Source organism: Thermodesulfomicrobium sp. WS (assembly GCF_027925145.1).
Classification (GTDB): domain Bacteria; phylum Desulfobacterota; class Desulfovibrionia; order Desulfovibrionales; family Desulfomicrobiaceae; genus Thermodesulfomicrobium.
The window spans coordinates 2295754-2311295 of sequence record NZ_AP027130.1 but is presented as its reverse complement, the minus strand read 5'-3'; the positions used below and the strand labels follow the sequence as shown (position 1 = coordinate 2311295).

The 15542-nt window shown below is 63.0% G+C and carries 16 protein-coding genes; 7 read left to right on the top strand and 9 right to left on the bottom strand.

Annotated elements, in window-relative coordinates; genetic code table 11:
* Positions 1-57: 57 nt before the first annotated feature.
* From QMF81_RS11120 to QMF81_RS11105, 4 genes are read right to left on the bottom strand one after another with little or no spacing between them, the layout of a single operon-like run.
* Positions 58-1416, bottom strand: a complete 1359-nt coding sequence (locus tag QMF81_RS11120; RefSeq protein WP_281750872.1) for a prepilin-type N-terminal cleavage/methylation domain-containing protein — start codon at positions 1414-1416, stop codon at positions 58-60.
* Positions 1417-1418: 2 nt separating this feature from the next.
* Positions 1419-2852, bottom strand: coding sequence for a prepilin-type N-terminal cleavage/methylation domain-containing protein (locus QMF81_RS11115; RefSeq protein WP_281750871.1), 1434 nt, complete (start codon positions 2850-2852; stop codon positions 1419-1421).
* Positions 2849-3463, bottom strand: coding sequence for a prepilin-type N-terminal cleavage/methylation domain-containing protein (locus QMF81_RS11110; RefSeq protein ID WP_281750870.1), 615 nt, complete (start codon positions 3461-3463; stop codon positions 2849-2851). The genes QMF81_RS11115 and QMF81_RS11110 overlap by 4 nt, the downstream gene beginning before the upstream one ends.
* The gene (locus QMF81_RS11105; protein ID WP_281750869.1) at positions 3460-4047 is read right to left on the bottom strand and encodes a carbonic anhydrase; all 588 of its coding nucleotides are present in this window, start codon (positions 4045-4047) and stop codon (positions 3460-3462) included. The genes QMF81_RS11110 and QMF81_RS11105 overlap by 4 nt, the downstream gene beginning before the upstream one ends.
* A gap of 157 nt (positions 4048-4204) precedes the next feature.
* Between QMF81_RS11105 and QMF81_RS11100 the strand changes: the two genes are divergently transcribed.
* Positions 4205-4528 (top strand): PilZ domain-containing protein, encoded by a 324-nt coding sequence (locus tag QMF81_RS11100; protein ID WP_281750868.1) that lies wholly within the window; start codon positions 4205-4207, stop codon positions 4526-4528.
* A 28-nt stretch (positions 4529-4556) separates the two neighbouring features.
* Here QMF81_RS11100 and QMF81_RS11095 read toward each other — a convergent pair whose 3' ends face one another.
* Together QMF81_RS11095 and QMF81_RS11090 are read right to left on the bottom strand one after the other, a co-directional pair.
* Complete coding sequence (locus tag QMF81_RS11095; protein WP_281750867.1) at positions 4557-5564, bottom strand: alpha-hydroxy-acid oxidizing protein; 1008 nt, start codon at positions 5562-5564, stop codon at positions 4557-4559.
* Positions 5561-6232, bottom strand: a complete 672-nt coding sequence (locus QMF81_RS11090; protein WP_281750866.1) for an FCD domain-containing protein — start codon at positions 6230-6232, stop codon at positions 5561-5563. Before QMF81_RS11090 ends, QMF81_RS11095 begins: the two co-directional genes overlap by 4 nt.
* A gap of 67 nt (positions 6233-6299) precedes the next feature.
* On the opposite strand from QMF81_RS11090, the gene QMF81_RS11085 reads away from it, so the two are divergent.
* Positions 6300-6602, top strand: coding sequence for a hypothetical protein (locus QMF81_RS11085; RefSeq protein ID WP_281750865.1), 303 nt, complete (start codon positions 6300-6302; stop codon positions 6600-6602).
* A gap of 47 nt (positions 6603-6649) precedes the next feature.
* Here the strand turns inward: QMF81_RS11085 and QMF81_RS11080 are convergent, their stop codons facing one another.
* Together QMF81_RS11080 and QMF81_RS11075 are read right to left on the bottom strand one after the other, a co-directional pair.
* Positions 6650-7081, bottom strand: a complete 432-nt coding sequence (locus QMF81_RS11080) for an ACT domain-containing protein (protein WP_281750864.1) — start codon at positions 7079-7081, stop codon at positions 6650-6652.
* A gap of 19 nt (positions 7082-7100) precedes the next feature.
* Positions 7101-8402 carry a phenylacetate--CoA ligase gene (locus tag QMF81_RS11075; RefSeq protein ID WP_281750863.1) on the bottom strand — a complete coding sequence of 434 codons (1302 nt, stop codon included), beginning with the start codon at positions 8400-8402 and terminating at the stop codon, positions 7101-7103.
* Positions 8403-8591: 189 nt separating this feature from the next.
* Between QMF81_RS11075 and rsfS the strand changes: the two genes are divergently transcribed.
* Positions 8592-8930, top strand: a complete 339-nt coding sequence (gene rsfS / locus QMF81_RS11070) for a ribosome silencing factor (RefSeq protein WP_281750862.1) — start codon at positions 8592-8594, stop codon at positions 8928-8930.
* Here rsfS and QMF81_RS11065 read toward each other — a convergent pair.
* On the bottom strand, positions 8927-9265 hold the full coding sequence (locus QMF81_RS11065; protein ID WP_281750861.1) for a tRNA-binding protein: 339 nt from the start codon (positions 9263-9265) through the stop codon (positions 8927-8929). The genes rsfS and QMF81_RS11065 overlap by 4 nt on opposite strands.
* Positions 9266-9664: 399 nt before the next feature.
* Between QMF81_RS11065 and QMF81_RS11060 the strand changes: the two genes are divergently transcribed.
* Genes QMF81_RS11060 through QMF81_RS11045 form a run of 4 tightly spaced genes read left to right on the top strand, consistent with a single transcriptional unit; the run spans position 9665 to position 15542 of the window.
* Positions 9665-10153, top strand: a complete 489-nt coding sequence (locus QMF81_RS11060; RefSeq protein ID WP_281750860.1) for a PilZ domain-containing protein — start codon at positions 9665-9667, stop codon at positions 10151-10153.
* A gap of 51 nt (positions 10154-10204) precedes the next feature.
* Positions 10205-11344 (top strand): substrate-binding domain-containing protein, encoded by a 1140-nt coding sequence (locus QMF81_RS11055; protein ID WP_281750859.1) that lies wholly within the window; start codon positions 10205-10207, stop codon positions 11342-11344.
* Positions 11345-11365: 21 nt separating this feature from the next.
* A complete protein-coding gene (locus tag QMF81_RS11050) occupies positions 11366-11740 on the top strand; it encodes a response regulator (protein ID WP_281750858.1) in 375 nt (124 codons plus the stop codon).
* A 43-nt stretch (positions 11741-11783) separates the two neighbouring features.
* Entirely contained in the window at positions 11784-15542 is a 3759-nt protein-coding gene (locus tag QMF81_RS11045) for a response regulator (protein WP_281750857.1), read from the top strand.

The window sequence follows — 15542 nt, the reverse complement described above, 5'->3', positions numbered from 1 at the left end:
GTACTCCCGAGGTTGAAACTTCCGGGCGGGATGGCCGCGATATGGCCCACGAAGGCCTTAGCATCGATTTCGGCCGTACCGTTGGTGAGCACCCCGCCGATCCAGACGCTGGTGGCGCCGGTGAAGGCAAAGCCGCCATGGGCCTCCAGGTACATGCGCCGGGCGACGTCGGTGGAGGCGTTGGTGGCGCTCGCAAAGGTCGTTCCATCCAGCGAAAACCGGGTGGTGATCTTGGAAAGGGAGGCATTTGCCACCACAAAGACCTGAATGTCCGCCAGGGTGCCGGTGGCATTGAAGTTGAGACGCAAGTCCCCGCCGTCCATGGAAAGGCTCCTGAAGACATACGTGCCGCTTTGCAGCGTGAGCATGCCGTTTTTGGGGATGGTGACGTTTCCGTAATTGCCGGGAGCCAGCAGGCCGTTCGAGCTGACATTGGGTCCGGTGGAGGCAAAGGTCTGCATCCGGGGGATCCCGGGGGAGACGTAGGGCTGCAGCCCAAGGACAGGACTTTGATTTTGCTGGATAGTTCCCGTGACACTGCCTGGCGTAGTCACCGTTACCATGCCACCGGCAACGACATTGCCATGGACCGTTCCAAAAGATTTGGACACTTCCTGCGGCATACACATTGCCATAAATATGCGTGTTTTGAGCAATGGTGATGCTTCCGCCCGCATGGATGTCGCCGTGAATGATCACGTGTTGGTCAAGCGAGATGGAACCATTGGCGATGATCCCCGATGCCTGGGTGTTTTGGGCAAGATTGACCGCGCCACCGGCGAAGATCGTTCCAGTGATGTCCACATTTTGCTCGATGGTGATGGATCCGTCACTGGCGACGTTGCCGGTGACGTCGGAGTTCTGGGGCATGGTGATGGCTGCGGGACTGAAGAGCAGGTGCTGGGCGGCGCTATGGGCCTGGTGGGAGGTGTTGTTCCCGGTGCAGATGAGGTAGTAGAGTTCTTCCATGCCCATCCATTCCACCAGGTCGTCCTTGGGGTCCGTGGTATTGAGTACCGGGGCCGTGTAGTCCAGGTCTTGGGTGGTGTCGTGGCCGCGGGAGGCCGCCCAGAAGGCGGCGCTGATGCTCTTGCCCCCGGAGACGATCGGGGTGGCGGTGGCGTTGGGGGTGGTGCAGACGCTGATGGTGGAGGAAAAGGGGCGGTAGGCGTAGGCGCGGCCCCAGATGTCGGTATCCGGCAGTTGGGCGCTGGTGAGGTTGGCGGGTAGGGTGTCGTTGTGGGCATCGGCCCACTCGACGATGGCGTGGCGCAGGGCCAGCAGGGCCTCTTTGCCCTCCTGGCGTTTTTCGTGCCGGGTGCTGGAGACAAGCGCCGGCACCACCAGGGCGGCAAGGATGCCGAGGAGGACGAGGACGATGGCGGCTTCCACCAGGGTGAACCCACGCTGCGGCATAGCTACTCCGGGAAGAAGAATTGGGCGCTCTTGAGGGTGACCCGTTGCCGGTAGGATCCCGTGCCCTCGGTCCAACCGAGCAGGACCTTGTCCATCAGGGCGTTCCAGGGGGCGTTCATGGTGATGGAATGGCGGAAATACTCGCTGGCCGCGTAGCGGTGTTCCGGCGCCACCCCGCCATCCAGGCCCGAGACGGTGAGATCGCTGCACCCGGCGCAGTTGAACCACACATGGGTGGTGTAATTCCCGCTGGTGGCATTGCGCAGGATCTCCACGCGCACCGGGTAGGTGACGGTGCCGGTTTCGTCGAAATAGGTTTGGTTGGAAGAGCGGACGGAATTGGGGTGCGGCGGGCTGCCGTCAGACGGGGTGAAGTTGTGTTTGAGGTCGTCTTTGCCCCGGTCCAGATCGCTACTTCCCGTATTGTTTCCCCAATAGGCAATGCCCAGGTGGTCGAGATGGCTTCCAGGATCGTTAAATCCCCCAGAGGTATAGAAATCGAACTCTACCGCCATCTTGGGCGGCAGCACGAAGGGGGGGACGCCGTTATCGCCGGGCTGGTTGAAGGTGCTTGCGTATCCCAGGGCCGAACCCTTGCCGCCGCAGGACTGATGCGTGTTGGTGGCCGCGCTCACCACGGCGAAGGTAAAGCCGTCGGCGAGCGGATCGCCGACTTTTTCCACCGTGAAGGTGAAATAGGCCCGCAGTCCCTTGCCCAGGGTGCAATTGCCGTTGGTGCAGACCGGAGTGCCGCTGGTGGCGTTGAGATTCCCCGTGTACCACACGCAGCCGTAGGAAAATGCGGGGGTCGTGCCATTGGGGATGCCGAGGACGATGGACGAGGGCGTGATCTTGGCGCCCAGATCGTTGGACCCGCTGGTCACGGCTGCGGTGTGCAGGAGGATGTCGTTCCAGGTGGCCAGGGCGCCGGGGGTCTGTGCACCTTTTGCCCGGTCGGCGCACAGGATGGTCTTGAGGTGCGGCAGCGTGACGGCAAGGATCAGGTCGTCGTCCGCCTGCCGGGCATCGGTGCTGGCGTTCAGCGCCGCGTCTTCTTGGAAGTCCGGCCCCGAGCTTGCCACCACGAAGGCCACGTCCGCAATAGTCTGCCCTTCTGGGGAAACGAAGGTGCCTGATGTGGCGTTGGCGGCGCACACATCGCCGGTGAGCCCCGGATCCCGCCGGTAGCGGATGGCGTTTCCCCATGGGTCTTTGGGGGCGCCTAAGGGGGTCAAGGTGGCAGGGAGGATACGGGAGTTGGCCTGCGCCACGCCGATGACGCCGTCACGCACTGCCTGCAGCGTGGCGCGGGCCTCGCTCATCTTGCCGTGCAGAATGCCGCTTTTGAGGGTCGGCACGACCATGGCCGCAATGAGCCCCACCACCACCAGGACGATGGCCAATTCCACCAAGGTAAAACCACGCGGGGTTTTCATTGTGGTCCTACCACGTTGCGAAGGTAGCCCATGACCTCGTAGGCTTGGACCGGGAGCACCACATCATCTTTGGTGGGCGAAGAAAAATCCATACTCGCGGAAAGCGGCACGATGGCGTTGGTATTCAGCCCTGCAACACTGGGGTGATCGGCCACGCGGTTTTTTCCCAGGCTGATCACCGCAAAGGCAATGCTGGTGCGGTTTTCGCCTTCTGGAAGCAGGATGGCCCGGGAAGCGTTCCCATCAGGAAGCGTCAGGAGCTGGCCGCGGGCGGCGTCCGTGACCACGGCGAAGGACTCGTCAAGCGGGAGCCCGGCGGTGGTGACCCCGCGGACCATGCGCAGATCCCCGCCCCAGGGGTCCAGCCCGGTTTCGTTGCTGCAGCGCAAAAAATCGGTGTCGCTGGGGTAGTGCTCATGGAGCAGACTTGCCCGCAGCATGCAGTCGCGCACCTCCAGGAGCTGGGCCCGCGCCTTGGCCAGGCGTCGGGTCTCGGCCAAGGCGCTCCACGAGAGCGCCCCCACGGCGAAGAGCAGGCCGATGATGACGAGGGCGATACTCACTTCGAGGAGGCTGAAGCCTGTGGGAGGCATGGACCGCAGTTGGATCATGGTGCGTTTTCGCTCTGAGGACCGCGGGAAACCCCAAGGTCTTGGAGGCGACCGTTGGCGATGGAGTAGAACCAGCCATGCAGGAGGAGGCGGCGGCCTCGGCTCCAGGCCCGGCGCACCAAGACATTGTGCGCCAGGGACTCGACCCCGTGGCGCACGTTGAGCTGGCCGATGTCGTCCACGTCTGCCTCAGGGTGCGCTTCCACCAGGCGGCGGACCGATTCGAGCCAATGGTCGAGCACGCCGGGGGTCGTCCCCCGCATCACCGCCTCGATGCCGCCGCAGCGCGAATGCCCGCAGACGATGATGTGTTCCACGCGCAAGACGTCGATGGCATACTGGAGCACGCACATGAGGTTCATGTCTGTATTGATGACCTGGTTGGCGATATTGCGGTGCACGAAAACTTCGCCGGGCATGACGCCGGTGAGTTGGTCTGCGGGCACGCGGCTATCCGCGCAGCCGATCCACAAGAACTTGGGTTTGTGCTGGCGTTCCAGTTTACGAAAAAATCCGGGGTGGTCGCGCTCCACGCGCTCGGCCCAGGCGATGTTGTTACGAAGCAGCTGTGCGATGTCGGTCATGGGCACTCCGGATTTCTTTTTGGGGAATATGGATGTCGCCTAGATGTGCCCCGGATCCGTTGTCAAGGGTGGTTGTGCGCTCGTGGCGTCCTGGTGCTGGGCTGTTGTCGCCGGACCGTGCTTGACAGGGGCGGTGCTGGCGGGTGAGCATTTTTGCATGGAGCGATCACAGGAAACAGCAGACGCCCGCCGGTATCCGCGCTTGGAATGCTTGGCGCCGGTGCGGGTGCGCTACGCGGGATGGCGGGTGCAATTTGCCCGCATGGTGGACCATAGCGACGGTGGTTTTCGCGTGCTGTCGCGCTCCGCCTTCGAGGAAGGGGCGCAGGTGGAACTGGTGTTCGAGGGCTTTGTGCCCGAAGGCTCGGCCTTGAGCCTGCTTGAGACCTACGCGGGCGTGGTGCGCTGGGCCCGCAAGGTGGAAGGGTCGGGGCTCCCCTTGTTCGAGGCCGGCATAGAGTGGGTGCGCGATTCCTCGTGACCGGCGTCAGCCCGGCCACGAGGACGGGTTAGGCGAGGATGTCGCTGGACACGGACCGGCAGCTGGCGGTGCCGGTCATGACCATGGCCTGCTTGAGTTCCGTGGTGAGGGCATCCAGGTAGGTCTCCACGCCGTTTTGCAACCCGCCGATGGCAGCCACGGAGAAGGGTCGGCCGATGAGTACGGCGCGGGCGCCTAAAGCGAGCATCTTGAGCACGTCGCCGCCGCTCCGCACCCCACCGTCCACGAGCACTGGCACGAGGTGCCCCACGGCTCGGGCCACGGCAGGAAGCACTTCCGCCGTGCCGGGAGTGCCGTCGAGCACCCGGCCGCCGTGGTTGGAGACCACGATGGCGTCCACCCCGGCGTCTACGGCCAGGCGCGCCTGATCCGGGGTCATGATGCCCTTGAGGATGAAGGGCACGGGAATACGCTCGCGGATGCGCTGCAACTCTTTGGCCGAGCGCGGCGATACGGGTCGGCCCATCTTGCGCAGGGTCACGAGCCCGGCGGCGTCGATGTCCATGCCCACCATGGGCACGCCGCAGGCGAGCACCCGCTCGAGCTTTTCGAAGAGTTCCTGGTCTTCCCACGGCTTGATGAAAGGGATCCCCCGGCCGCCCGCTGCCGTGAGGGCAGTACAGGCCGCATCCAGGATGAACGGCGGCACGCCGTCCCCGGTGCACCCCAAGGTGCCGCGGGCCGCGCAGCCGTGGATGATGGCGTCGATGTACTCCTGTTCGCTCCTGCCGCCGCCCATGTTGAAGGACACCCCGCCGATGGGCGCGGCCAGCACCGGCACGCTCAGGGTGTGTCCCAAAAACTCCACGCTGGTGTCGGGATCGGTGGTGTCATGGATGAGGCGCATGGCCAGACGCACGCGGGAGAGGGCCTCCACGTTGGCCATGAAGGCCGAGCCCGTGCCGAGGCCGCCCATGCCCGGTACTTCGCCGGCGCAGGCCTTGCCATTGCATACCGGGCACACCCGGCAGTAGCCGTGCATGAGTTCTTTGGCTGTGGCGCGAATTTCTTTCATGCGCAATCCTCCTTGGAAGGAAGTTGGGTGAGGGCATGCGCCCAAAGGATATGGTCTTCCATGGCCTTGGCCGCAGCAGCAGGGTCGTGGGCCAGGAGCGCCTCAAGGATGCGATGATGTCCGGCTACCGAGGCGTGGTGACGCGCTGGGGATTGGAGCGCCTCTTCGCGAGTTTCGGTGAATGCGGCGGCTGTGGCGGCCAAGAGCTCGGGCACGAGAGGGTTTTCCGTGGCCTGGGCGATGGCGTGGTGCACTGCCATGTCTCGTGCTCCCCAGCGGCGGGGGTCGGCTTCCGCGGCCTGGGCGGCTATGGCCTCTCTGATGGCTTCCATGTGGGCGTCGGTAGCCTTACGGGCAGCGAGCGCTGCGATCCCTGGCTCCACTACCAGGCGCAGTTCGAAGAGGCGGTCGAGGTGAGCGCGCGCCCCCGCGAGCGCTGCTCCCATGGCGCGGGTAAAGGCCTGGGGAGAGCTCACCACAAACGTGCCTGCGCCGCGTCGGCTCTCCACCACGCCTTGGGCGGCCAGATGCTTGACCGCCTCCCGGATGCTCCCCCGGGAGACGCGAAATTTTTGCGCCAAATCCCGCTCTGGCGGAAGCCGCTCGCCTGGGCTAAGGCCCAGGTCGTCGATGAGTCGAAGAAGATGGTGAGAGAGTGGGGTTGTCATTGGTCTGACCAATTGCCGCGACTGGAGGCTTCGGTCAAGAGGGGCCTCGTCGCGTTGGGAGGTAGGGATGGAACAGCAGGAAATCGAGCGGCTGTGGGAAGCCTTTTTCGCCAAGTACCAGAAGACCGAGGGGGACCGCAGCTCGTGGTCCGCGCCGTGGATGGTCTTTGCCGGCGGCCGCAAGGTGGAGATGATCATGACCCGCTGTCCGCGGGGCACGCGCTTTCGGTTTTTCGTGGACGGCAAGCAGGTGGAGGAGGTGGAGGGATTCGACGGCCTGGCGGCCAGACTTCCCGTCTGGGAGGCGCAGTTTCCGGGCGTTTTTGCCGCGGAAGATTTCTTTGCGCAAATGGCGGAGATGGTCTCGTAGCCGACCGCGCGCCTCGAGGTAAGGGCTCCGAGGCGCGCGGCGTGGTTTTAGAGGGCGTAGAGCTCGGGGCCGGAGAGGATGCGCACCCCTGCGGCCTGGAGGGTCTCGATGGCCTGGTCCGTACGGTCGAAGCGGAAGATGAGTACCGCATTTTTGCCGCTCTGGGTGACAAAGGCGTACATGTACTCCACGTTGACCCCACCTGCTCCCAGGATTTCCAGGATGTTATGGAGTCCGCCCGGCTGATCGGCCACTTCGACGGCCACCACGTTGGTGCGGCCCACGGTGAATCCGCCAGCCTTGAGGATTTCCTTGGCCCTTTCCGAGTCGGTGACGATGAGACGCAGGATGCCGAAGTCCGAAGTGTCGGCCAGGGACAGGGCGCGGATGTTGATGCCCCCCTGGGCCAAGAGTTTGGTCACCTCAGCCAGGCGACCGGCGCGGTTTTCCAGAAATACGGAGATCTGTTCGACTTTCATGGTTCCTCCCAGGGAGAGCTTAGGCGCTGCGGAGATCCAGGATGCGTTTGGCCTTGCCTTCGGAGCGCTCGATGCTGCGCGGCTCCGACAGGGTCACTTTGGCGGTGACGCCGAGAAACTCTTTGATGTTTTTCTGTATCCTGGCCTCGATGCGCTGTAAATGCTTGATCTCGTCCGAGAAGAGGCTCTCGTCCACTTCCACCTTGACTTCCAGGGTGTCGAGGCTGCCTTCCCGGCGCAGGATGAGCTGATAATGCGGGGTGATTCCCTGGGTCTCCAGGAGGATGGCTTCGATCTGCTGCGGGAAGACATTGACCCCGCGGATGATGAGCATGTCGTCGGAGCGGCCTTGGATACGGGTGATGCGGCGGTGGGTGCGGCCGCATTTGCACGGGATGGCGTTGATCTGGGTGATGTCCCGGGTGCGGTAGCGGATGAGGGGTTGCGCCTCTTTGGTGAGGGTGGTGATCACCAACTCGCCGGTTTCCCCTTCCGGCAGCACCTCCCCGGTTTGCGGATCGATGATCTCCATGAGGAAGTGATCTTCCCAGAGATGCAGGCCGTCCTGGGCCTCGCGGCATTCCATGGCCACGCCGGGGCCCATGATCTCCGACAGGCCGTAGATGTCCAGGGCCTTGATGCGCAGCTTGGATTCGATTTCCGAGCGCATTTTTTCACTCCAAGGCTCGGCGCCGAAGATGCCGGTATGGAGTTTGAGATCCGTCACATCGATTCCGGATTCCACAATGGTTTCGTAGAGATACAAGGCATAGGAGGGGGTGCTGCACAGCACTGTGGCACCGAAGTCGCGCAGCAGCATCACCTGACGTCGGGTGCCGCCGCCGGAAATGGGAATGATGGTGGCCCCAAGGCGCTCCACCCCGTAGTGCATGCCCAGCCCGCCGGTGAAGAGGCCGTAGCCATAGGCGTTGTGGACGATGTCCCGGCGGCTGCCGCCGGCGCACATGAAGGAGCGGGCCATGAGGTCCGCCCAGTTGTGCACGTCCCGGGCAGTGTAGCCCACTACCGTGGCCTTGCCGGTGGTGCCGGAAGAGGCATGCACCCGCACGACGTTGTCGCGGGGCACGGCAAAGAGGCCAAAGGGGTAATTGTTGCGCAGGTCCTGCTTCTCCGTAAAGGGCAGGTGCCGCACGTCGGCCAGGGTGCGGATGTGTTCGGGCCGCACCCCGAGTTCGTCGAATTTTTTGCGGTAAAACGGGACATTGTAGTACACTTTGTCCACCAATTGGCGCAGACGCCGAAGCTGGAGGGCTTCCAGTTCGTCACGGGGCAGGGTCTCTTGGGCGACATCGTAGAGCATGGGGTCCTCCTCAAGGGGCGGTGGCGCTCGCGGTGCGGTGTTCTGCTGGGGCAGTACGGAGTGCGCCGCGAGACGTGGGAATCATGATGGGATGCGCTGTCCTTGAACAATCGATTATTGTTCGTCAAGGCGATTTGCCCTTGTCCGCGGTTTGCAGTAGGCACGTGTCGCTCTGTGCAGGAGGCGTGTGTGGAAAACAAAATGCAGGAGATTGTCGCCTGGCTCGACGGGAAAAAAGGCCAGGACATTGTGGCCATGGACGTGTCGGCGCTCACGAGTCTCTGTGACGTCGTGATCCTCGTGACCGCCCTTTCCGCCCGCCACGCCCAGGCCATGGCCGAAGACTTGGGGCTTCACTTCCGCCAGCACGGTTGGCCGGTGCTGGGGGTGGAGGGCATGGGCCTTGGCGAATGGGTGCTCCTCGATGGGGGCGACGTGGTGGTGCATGTGTTCGTGGACGAGGTCCGCCAGCGCTACAACCTGGAGGGGATGTACGCGCAGGCGCCGCGTCTTTGGCCCCGGCCCTAAAAGAGGCGTGCCCCTACAGGGACGTCCTGTTCCGGGACCGCCAGGACCACGGCGCCGTCTTCGCGAGCGAATCCGGTGAGGAGGAATTCCGAGAGCACCGGGCCGATGCGTTTGGGCGGCAGGTTGAGCACCCCGAGGATGAGGCGGCCAAGGAGCGCTTCTTTGGTGTAGAGCGCCGTCACCCGGGCGCTGGTGGTCTTGATCCCCCACGGAGGGCCGAAGTCCGCGCGAATGCGGTAGGCGGGGATGCGGGCCTCGGGAAAGTCGTGGACCTCGACGATACGGCCGACGCGCAGTTCTACGGCTGCAAAGTCTTGCCAGGTGATGGTGTGCATGTGGTGCTCCTGCAGTGGTGGGACGTGCGAAAACATCTCGACACGGGCATCGGTTGCGGGTATGGGCGCCTGCAATCCTTGTGGCGGAAAACGGTAAAGGAGACAAGAGTGGTCAAAGACCTTGGAAAAAAGATTGTTTTGGGCTTGGTGGCGGTGGCGTGTTTGGTGGGTGCCCATGCGGCGCTGGTGGCGTCCGTAGTGGGTTGAAGGAGGGAGCAATTCCCATCGCTTCGATGCCTTCGCGGTGCACCGCGGAGGCATTGTTTTTTTTTTTTTTTTTTTTCGGGCTTCGGTGGATTTTGGGTGACGGGGCTGTTGGCCATTGTCAAAAGAGGGACTTTTGTGTCACATCGCGGTCGCTCAACCGAGGAATGGTGATCGCAACCGGGAGAGAGAACCATGAGTGCATCCAGAAACGAGGTCGTGGAGCTCTACGTCTTCAAGAAGAAAGAGGTTGCCATCGTGTGTCCGAGTTGCGGGCTTGCCAAGACCGTGCCCGTGGAGCCCTTGCGCACCAAGGGACATTGGGAGGTCAAGGCCAAATGTACCCGCTGCGCCCACGTCTTTCGCATCAATCTCAATTTTCGCAAATATTTTCGCAAGACGGTGGCCTTGCAGGGGCAGCTTCTGGACGCCGCAGATGCCACTGCCCCTGTGGCCCGGGTGCTGGTGCGCGATATCTCCATGGAAGGCGCTGGCCTTGAAGTGCAGGAGACCGCGCGGAGCCTGAGCTCCGGGGAGATCTTGGTGCTCCAGTTTCCTACGGCGGAGGGCGGACAGCTGCGCAAGGACGTGGAGCTCAAATCCGTGCGTGGAGATCGTGTGGGGGCACGCTTTGTGGATCGACGCTTCGATCCAGCGGTGTTCGCTTGGGTATCGGCGAAATAGGAACGAACTATGGCGAGAGAATCGGGACGAGTCCGCAGACGTTGGGTCCCTGTGCTGTTCACACTCGGGGCGTTGGTGCTGCTTGCAGCTGCAGCGCTGGTGGCGTGGCGGCCGGAGTTGGTGCTCGGCCGCCAGGAGCCGGTTGTCCGCTCGGTGTACATCTTTCCGCCTGCCGCGGCCCAGGCCGGAGCGGCGTGGCGGTTGACGGGCCAGTGGCGCGCCCCGGGCAAACAGGACCGCGACGAACCCTTGTGGGCCGTGGAGTTCAAGCCCGTACCCGATTGGGAAGCCCCGGCACCAGTGCTCATCGCTCAGGGAGAGCGCGGCGTGGAAGTGCGCGGCACCTACCAGCCGGCGCCGTTTACCCGCGAGCCTCCCCTCAAGGTGGCCGGTTCGGTGGTCTTGGCGGATGCGGCGGTAGAGTGGGCGCGCCTGGCTTTGGTGCGCTCCGGCGCCGGCGAAGTGCGGCGCTTGCCGGGACTGGTCCCGGAATCCACGGAAGTGGAAGGGGCTTTTTTTGCGGAGAAGGTTCGTCGATCCATTGAGGTGCGCGCTGTGGGCACGGAGGCGGGGCTTACGGCCTTGATGAGCCGAGCGTGTGCGATGGCCATAAGTTCCCGACCGCTCACTGCGGCGCAGGAATCTTCAGAGGGTTTGCAGTCCCGTATGGTGGGCCAGGATGCCTTGGCGGTGCTGGTCGCCCCCGACAATCCTGTGCGCATTGTGGACATGGAGACGCTGCGGGGGATCTTCAGCGGCCGCATCCAGCGCTGGAGCGAGGTGGGTGGCCCAGATATCCCCATCGTTGTCGTTGCCCTGGAGCCCAATTTTGGCACTCACCGGCTTTTCCAGGAGATGGTGCTGGGGGACCTGCCCTTGACGGGCGCGGCCCGCAAGGCGCCTACGCCAGCAGCGGTGGACGCGCTGGTGGCGTCTACCCCCGGCGCCATTGGGTATACGAGCCTGCCGCTTTCGAAACAGGCGGCATTGGTGGCGCTTCGCACGGAACCGGGGCAAACTCCGGTGGTGCCTTCTGGTGCCTCGGTCCGGGATGGATCGTATCCTTTGGTGCGGTCGCTCTTTGTGGTCTGGCGCAAAGAAGCCCCCCCGTCGGAACTGTTGCAGGCCATATTTTCCAGTGAAGGGAAACGCATTCTGGAGCGTTTTGGTTTTCTGTTACCACCGAATTGATGGTGCATGGGAGCAAGTGGCATGCAGAAGCGAGTCTTGGTGATTGATGATGACCAGTTGATGTGCTTGGCGCTGGCCAAGATGCTTGTGGCGGAAGGCTATGCCGTGGAGCAGGCTGGCGATGGAGATGAGGGGTTGCGTCTCTACCGCCAAAATCCCTTTGATGTCGTGGTCACGGATATGATCATGCCGGATAAGGAGGGGATTCAGATCATTCGGGAGCTGCGGAAATTGGATCCCAAGATCCGCATCATCGCCATGTCGGGCGGTGGTCGGGGCGGGGCCACGGATTATCTCAAGTGGGCCAAACTGATGGGGGCCAAGCGCTGTCTGAGCAAGCCCATCAAGCGCGAAGAGTTGGTCGAAGCGGTGGCGGAAGTGTTGGCCCTGCCCTAGGGCATTCTCCGGACAACCGGCAGCAGCGAAAGAGGACGAGGTCATGGAACGAAGACGGGCTTTCTACAACCTGCTCCAATTCAAAATCCATTTGGGCATCCAGGTTATCCTGGTGGCGAGCTTTATGGCCCTGGGCTACTTCATGTACCAGGCCCAGCTCGCGTTCCTCTTGGGTGAGGTACGGCGCCAGGGGCAGGAGCAGGTGACCGTGGTGGCGCAGGCCAGTGTGCCGCCTTTGGAGCGCGGGGCGACGTACCTCCTTGAGGAAGTTGCGGCGCGGGCGGAGTTTTCCCCTTCCGTGGCCTACTGCTTGATCACGGATGCCAACGGGAATCCACTCAATGACGGAGAAGTGCGGCCCGGGGTGACCCGTTTTGCCATGGCCAAGGCAATCCCTCCGCAAGACGTGCTGATCTTTACTCAAGATCTGACGCGGGGCGGGGTTACGTTGGGGCAGGTGCGCCTGGCCATGCGCATCGATAAGGCCAGGGAGGAAGCCCAGCGTACCGTCATTCAGCTCATCGCCGCCTTTGCGGTGGTGCTCGGCGTCATCGCGGTGTTTTTGTACTTCTTTCTCAACCGTCTGCTTATCCAGCCTGTGGCCAACCTGGCCGAACTCACCGAGACCTTGGCCCGAGGTGAGTTCGTGACATCCAACTTGGACCGTCGTTCGGACGAACTCGGCATTCTGGCCGAGGGTTTCAACATCATGAGCCGCAATCTGCGCGAGCTCTACCGCGGTTTGGAACAAAAAGTGGCCGAGCGTACCGAGGAGCTCGGCAAGGCCTTTCGGGAAGTGGAGGCCATTTTCGAAAACTCCTTGGTGGGTATCGCCGTGATGACCCCGGATCACCGGGTAGTGCGGGCCAATACCCGTTTCGCCATGATCTTCGGCTATACCCAGGAAGAGATGCCGTCCATCGACCCGGTGCAGCTGCATGTGTCCAATCGGGATTTCGATACCTTTGTGGAGAAATTTTTCAGCCAGTTGCCGGAAGTGGAGATCACGCAATTGGAGTTCCAGTTCCGCCGGAAAAACGGCGAAATCTTCTGGAGCCAGATCTCTGCCAAGGCGCTGGATGAAAGTGACCCGGATAAAGGCATCATCGTGGTGCTCGAAGACATCACGGAACGGAAAAAGGCCAGTGAACTCCTGCGCCGTCACGCCGAGGAACTCCGTTTGGCCAAGGAAGAGGCCGACAAGGCCACGCGCACCAAGAGTGAGTTCTTGGCACGTATGAGCCACGAGATCCGCACGCCCATGAACGCCATCTTGGGCATGGCGGAAATGCTCCAGGAAACGGGCCTGACGGAAGAGCAGGCGGAATACGTGCGCACGTTCAGCTCCGCGGGCGAGCTGCTTTTGGGGATCATCAATGACATCCTCGACTTCTCCAAGATCGAGGTGGGGCAGATCAAACTGGAGACCGTGCCCTTCGACCTGCAGGAGTTGGTGGAGGATATCCACAAGCTGTTCGTCTACCGGGCCGAGGAAAAAGGGTTGGCCTTGTCGTGTACCCTGTCGCCGGGCCTGGCGACGCGGTATCAGGGCGATCCGTTCCGTATCCGCCAGATCCTCATCAACCTGGTGGGCAATGCCATCAAGTTCACCCACCAGGGCAGCGTCCGCCTGACCGTGGAGGACGCCGTGGCCGAAGACGGCTCGCCCTGCTGCCTCTTCAAGGTACAGGATACGGGCATTGGCATCCGCAAGGACAAGATTTCGACGATTTTCGAAAGCTTTGCCCAGGCCGACACCTCCACCACCCGGGAGTTCGGCGGCACCGGCCTCGGTCTCGCCATCTCCAAGAAGCTGGCCGAGCTCATGGGCGGCGATATCTGGCTGGAGAGCGAGGTGGGCCGCGGGACGACGTTCTTTGTCCTCTTGCCCCTCAAGCCGGACTTCAGCGTTGCCGCGCAGGAACGCCGCAGCCAGGTGCCGTCCGATCTGCGGCTCCTGGTGGTGGAAGACCGGCCGCAGGCCCATGACAGCATCGCCGCTCTGGTGCGCTCGTGGGGGCTGACGCCGCAGGTGGCTTCGCACCCTGCAGATGCCGTGAACGCCGTGCGTTTGGGCGGGGTGGACATGGTGGTCGTGGACAGCCGGGTGGATGGAGACCCGGGCTTTGAGGTGGTGCAGCTTCTTCTGGGACAGGACGTCGAGGCCCCGCCCATGGTCTTGCTGGTGGATTCTCCGCAAGCCTTGGGTGAGCTCCCAAGCCCTTCGGAGGTGGGGGCGCTGGCGTACGTCCTGCGCCGGGAACGCACCGTCCGGCTCCAAGACGTGCTCTTGGATCTGGCCTCCCAACAGAAGCACCGCCGCCTGACCTCGGCGCGCCAGCAGTGGAAGGTGCTGCTTGTGGACGACGTGGAGGCCAACCGCAAGGTGGTGGAACTCTTCCTGAAGAACACCAATGTGGTGCTCACCCATGCGGAAAACGGTCAGGTGGCGGTGGACCGCTTCATGGCCGAACCCTTCGATCTCGTGCTCATGGATATGGAAATGCCGGTCATGGATGGCCTGGAGGCCACCCGGCGCATCCGTCTCTGGGAGCAGGAAAAGCGGGAGTACTCCACGCCCATCGTGGCCCTGACGGCCCATGCCTTCCAGGAGCATCGTCAGCAGTGTTTGGCTGCGGGGTGTACGGACTTTTTGGCCAAGCCGCTCAAGAAGCAGGATCTGCTCGACATGATCGAGCGCTATGCGGGGATGCGGGAGACGCTGCGGCCAGGGGCCCCGGCGGCAAGCCAGGCGCCGCTTCCGGAAAGCGCCGACGAGGACTCTTCGCCGGTACAGATCGATCCGGAGCTGGCGGATCTTCGTCCCATGTTTTTGCGCACCGTGCGCGACTTCCAGCGTCAGATCAAAGAGGCCCTCGACGTGGAGGACTTTCTCACTGTGCAGCGGTGCGGCCATAGCCTCAAGGGCCTGGGCGCCACGTACGGCGTGGAACCGGTGAGCCAGATGGGGCGCAGCCTGGAGCTCGCCGGCCAAAACAAGCAGAAAAACGCGGCCATCCAGGCCTTCAACATGCTGAGCACCTTTATGGATACCGGTGAGGTCCCCAAGGTGCAGACAGAAAAAGCAGCCTGTACCTTGGTGGAGGACCTGGCGGAAGCCAGCGGCTCGGAGCGTTTGGTGGTCTACGTGGCCCCGGAGATGCGCGAGCTCATCCCCTTCCTCATGGACTCCATGCGCAAGGATTTGGAGATCATGCACGGGGCCTTGGAGCAGGGGGATTTCGCCACGGTGCGGCGGCTGGGACACAGCCACAAGGGGTTTGGCTCTACCTATGGTTTCGACTACGTCACCGAGACGGGCTATGCCATCCAATGCGCGGCCGAGGCCAAGAACACCGAGGAATTGACGCGGCTCTTGCAGAATTTGCGTCAGTATCTCGATCAGGTGCACGTGGTATACGGCGAAGCGCCTGCCCCCGAAGCCGTGGAGCCGGTACGGCTGGAAGACGGTGGAGCACCGGCGCGGCCGGCAGTGTCCGCGGCCTCGGTGGTGGCCGTGGATGCGGAGCTCATGGACTTGGTGCCGCTCTTTTTGGATACCATGCGTCGGAATTTGGCGGAGATGCGCGAGGCCCTGCCACGCGGGGACTTCGAGACCATCTGCCGCCATGGGCATAGCCAAAAGGGGCTTGGGAGCACGTACGGCTTCGAGGAACTTGGCGAGATGGGGGTGCAGATCGAGAATGCCGGCAATCGGAAAGATTTCACCGAAGTGGCGGCGCTGCTCGATGCCATGGACGCCTATTTGGCCACAGTGCAGGTGGTCCGCAAGGAGGGATGA

Bases quoted from the DNA above. Each gene is read 5' to 3' on its own strand.
- QMF81_RS11105 (WP_281750869.1), bottom strand. From the start codon at position 4,047: ATGACCGACATCGCACAGCTGCTTCGTAACAACATCGCCTGGGCCGAG.
- QMF81_RS11120 (WP_281750872.1), bottom strand. From the start codon at position 1,416: ATGCCGCAGCGTGGGTTCACCCTGGTGGAAGCCGCCATCGTCCTCGTC.
- QMF81_RS11100 (WP_281750868.1), top strand. From the start codon at position 4,205: ATGGAGCGATCACAGGAAACAGCAGACGCCCGCCGGTATCCGCGCTTG.
- QMF81_RS11095 (WP_281750867.1), bottom strand. From the start codon at position 5,564: ATGAAAGAAATTCGCGCCACAGCCAAAGAACTCATGCACGGCTACTGC.
- QMF81_RS11080 (WP_281750864.1), bottom strand. From the start codon at position 7,081: ATGAAAGTCGAACAGATCTCCGTATTTCTGGAAAACCGCGCCGGTCGC.
- QMF81_RS11075 (WP_281750863.1), bottom strand. From the start codon at position 8,402: ATGCTCTACGATGTCGCCCAAGAGACCCTGCCCCGTGACGAACTGGAA.
- QMF81_RS11115 (WP_281750871.1), bottom strand. From the start codon at position 2,852: ATGAAAACCCCGCGTGGTTTTACCTTGGTGGAATTGGCCATCGTCCTG.
- QMF81_RS11060 (WP_281750860.1), top strand. From the start codon at position 9,665: ATGAGTGCATCCAGAAACGAGGTCGTGGAGCTCTACGTCTTCAAGAAG.
- QMF81_RS11065 (WP_281750861.1), bottom strand. From the start codon at position 9,265: ATGCACACCATCACCTGGCAAGACTTTGCAGCCGTAGAACTGCGCGTC.
- QMF81_RS11050 (WP_281750858.1), top strand. From the start codon at position 11,366: ATGCAGAAGCGAGTCTTGGTGATTGATGATGACCAGTTGATGTGCTTG.
- QMF81_RS11045 (WP_281750857.1), top strand. From the start codon at position 11,784: ATGGAACGAAGACGGGCTTTCTACAACCTGCTCCAATTCAAAATCCAT.
- QMF81_RS11110 (WP_281750870.1), bottom strand. From the start codon at position 3,463: ATGATCCAACTGCGGTCCATGCCTCCCACAGGCTTCAGCCTCCTCGAA.
- QMF81_RS11085 (WP_281750865.1), top strand. From the start codon at position 6,300: ATGGAACAGCAGGAAATCGAGCGGCTGTGGGAAGCCTTTTTCGCCAAG.
- QMF81_RS11090 (WP_281750866.1), bottom strand. From the start codon at position 6,232: ATGACAACCCCACTCTCTCACCATCTTCTTCGACTCATCGACGACCTG.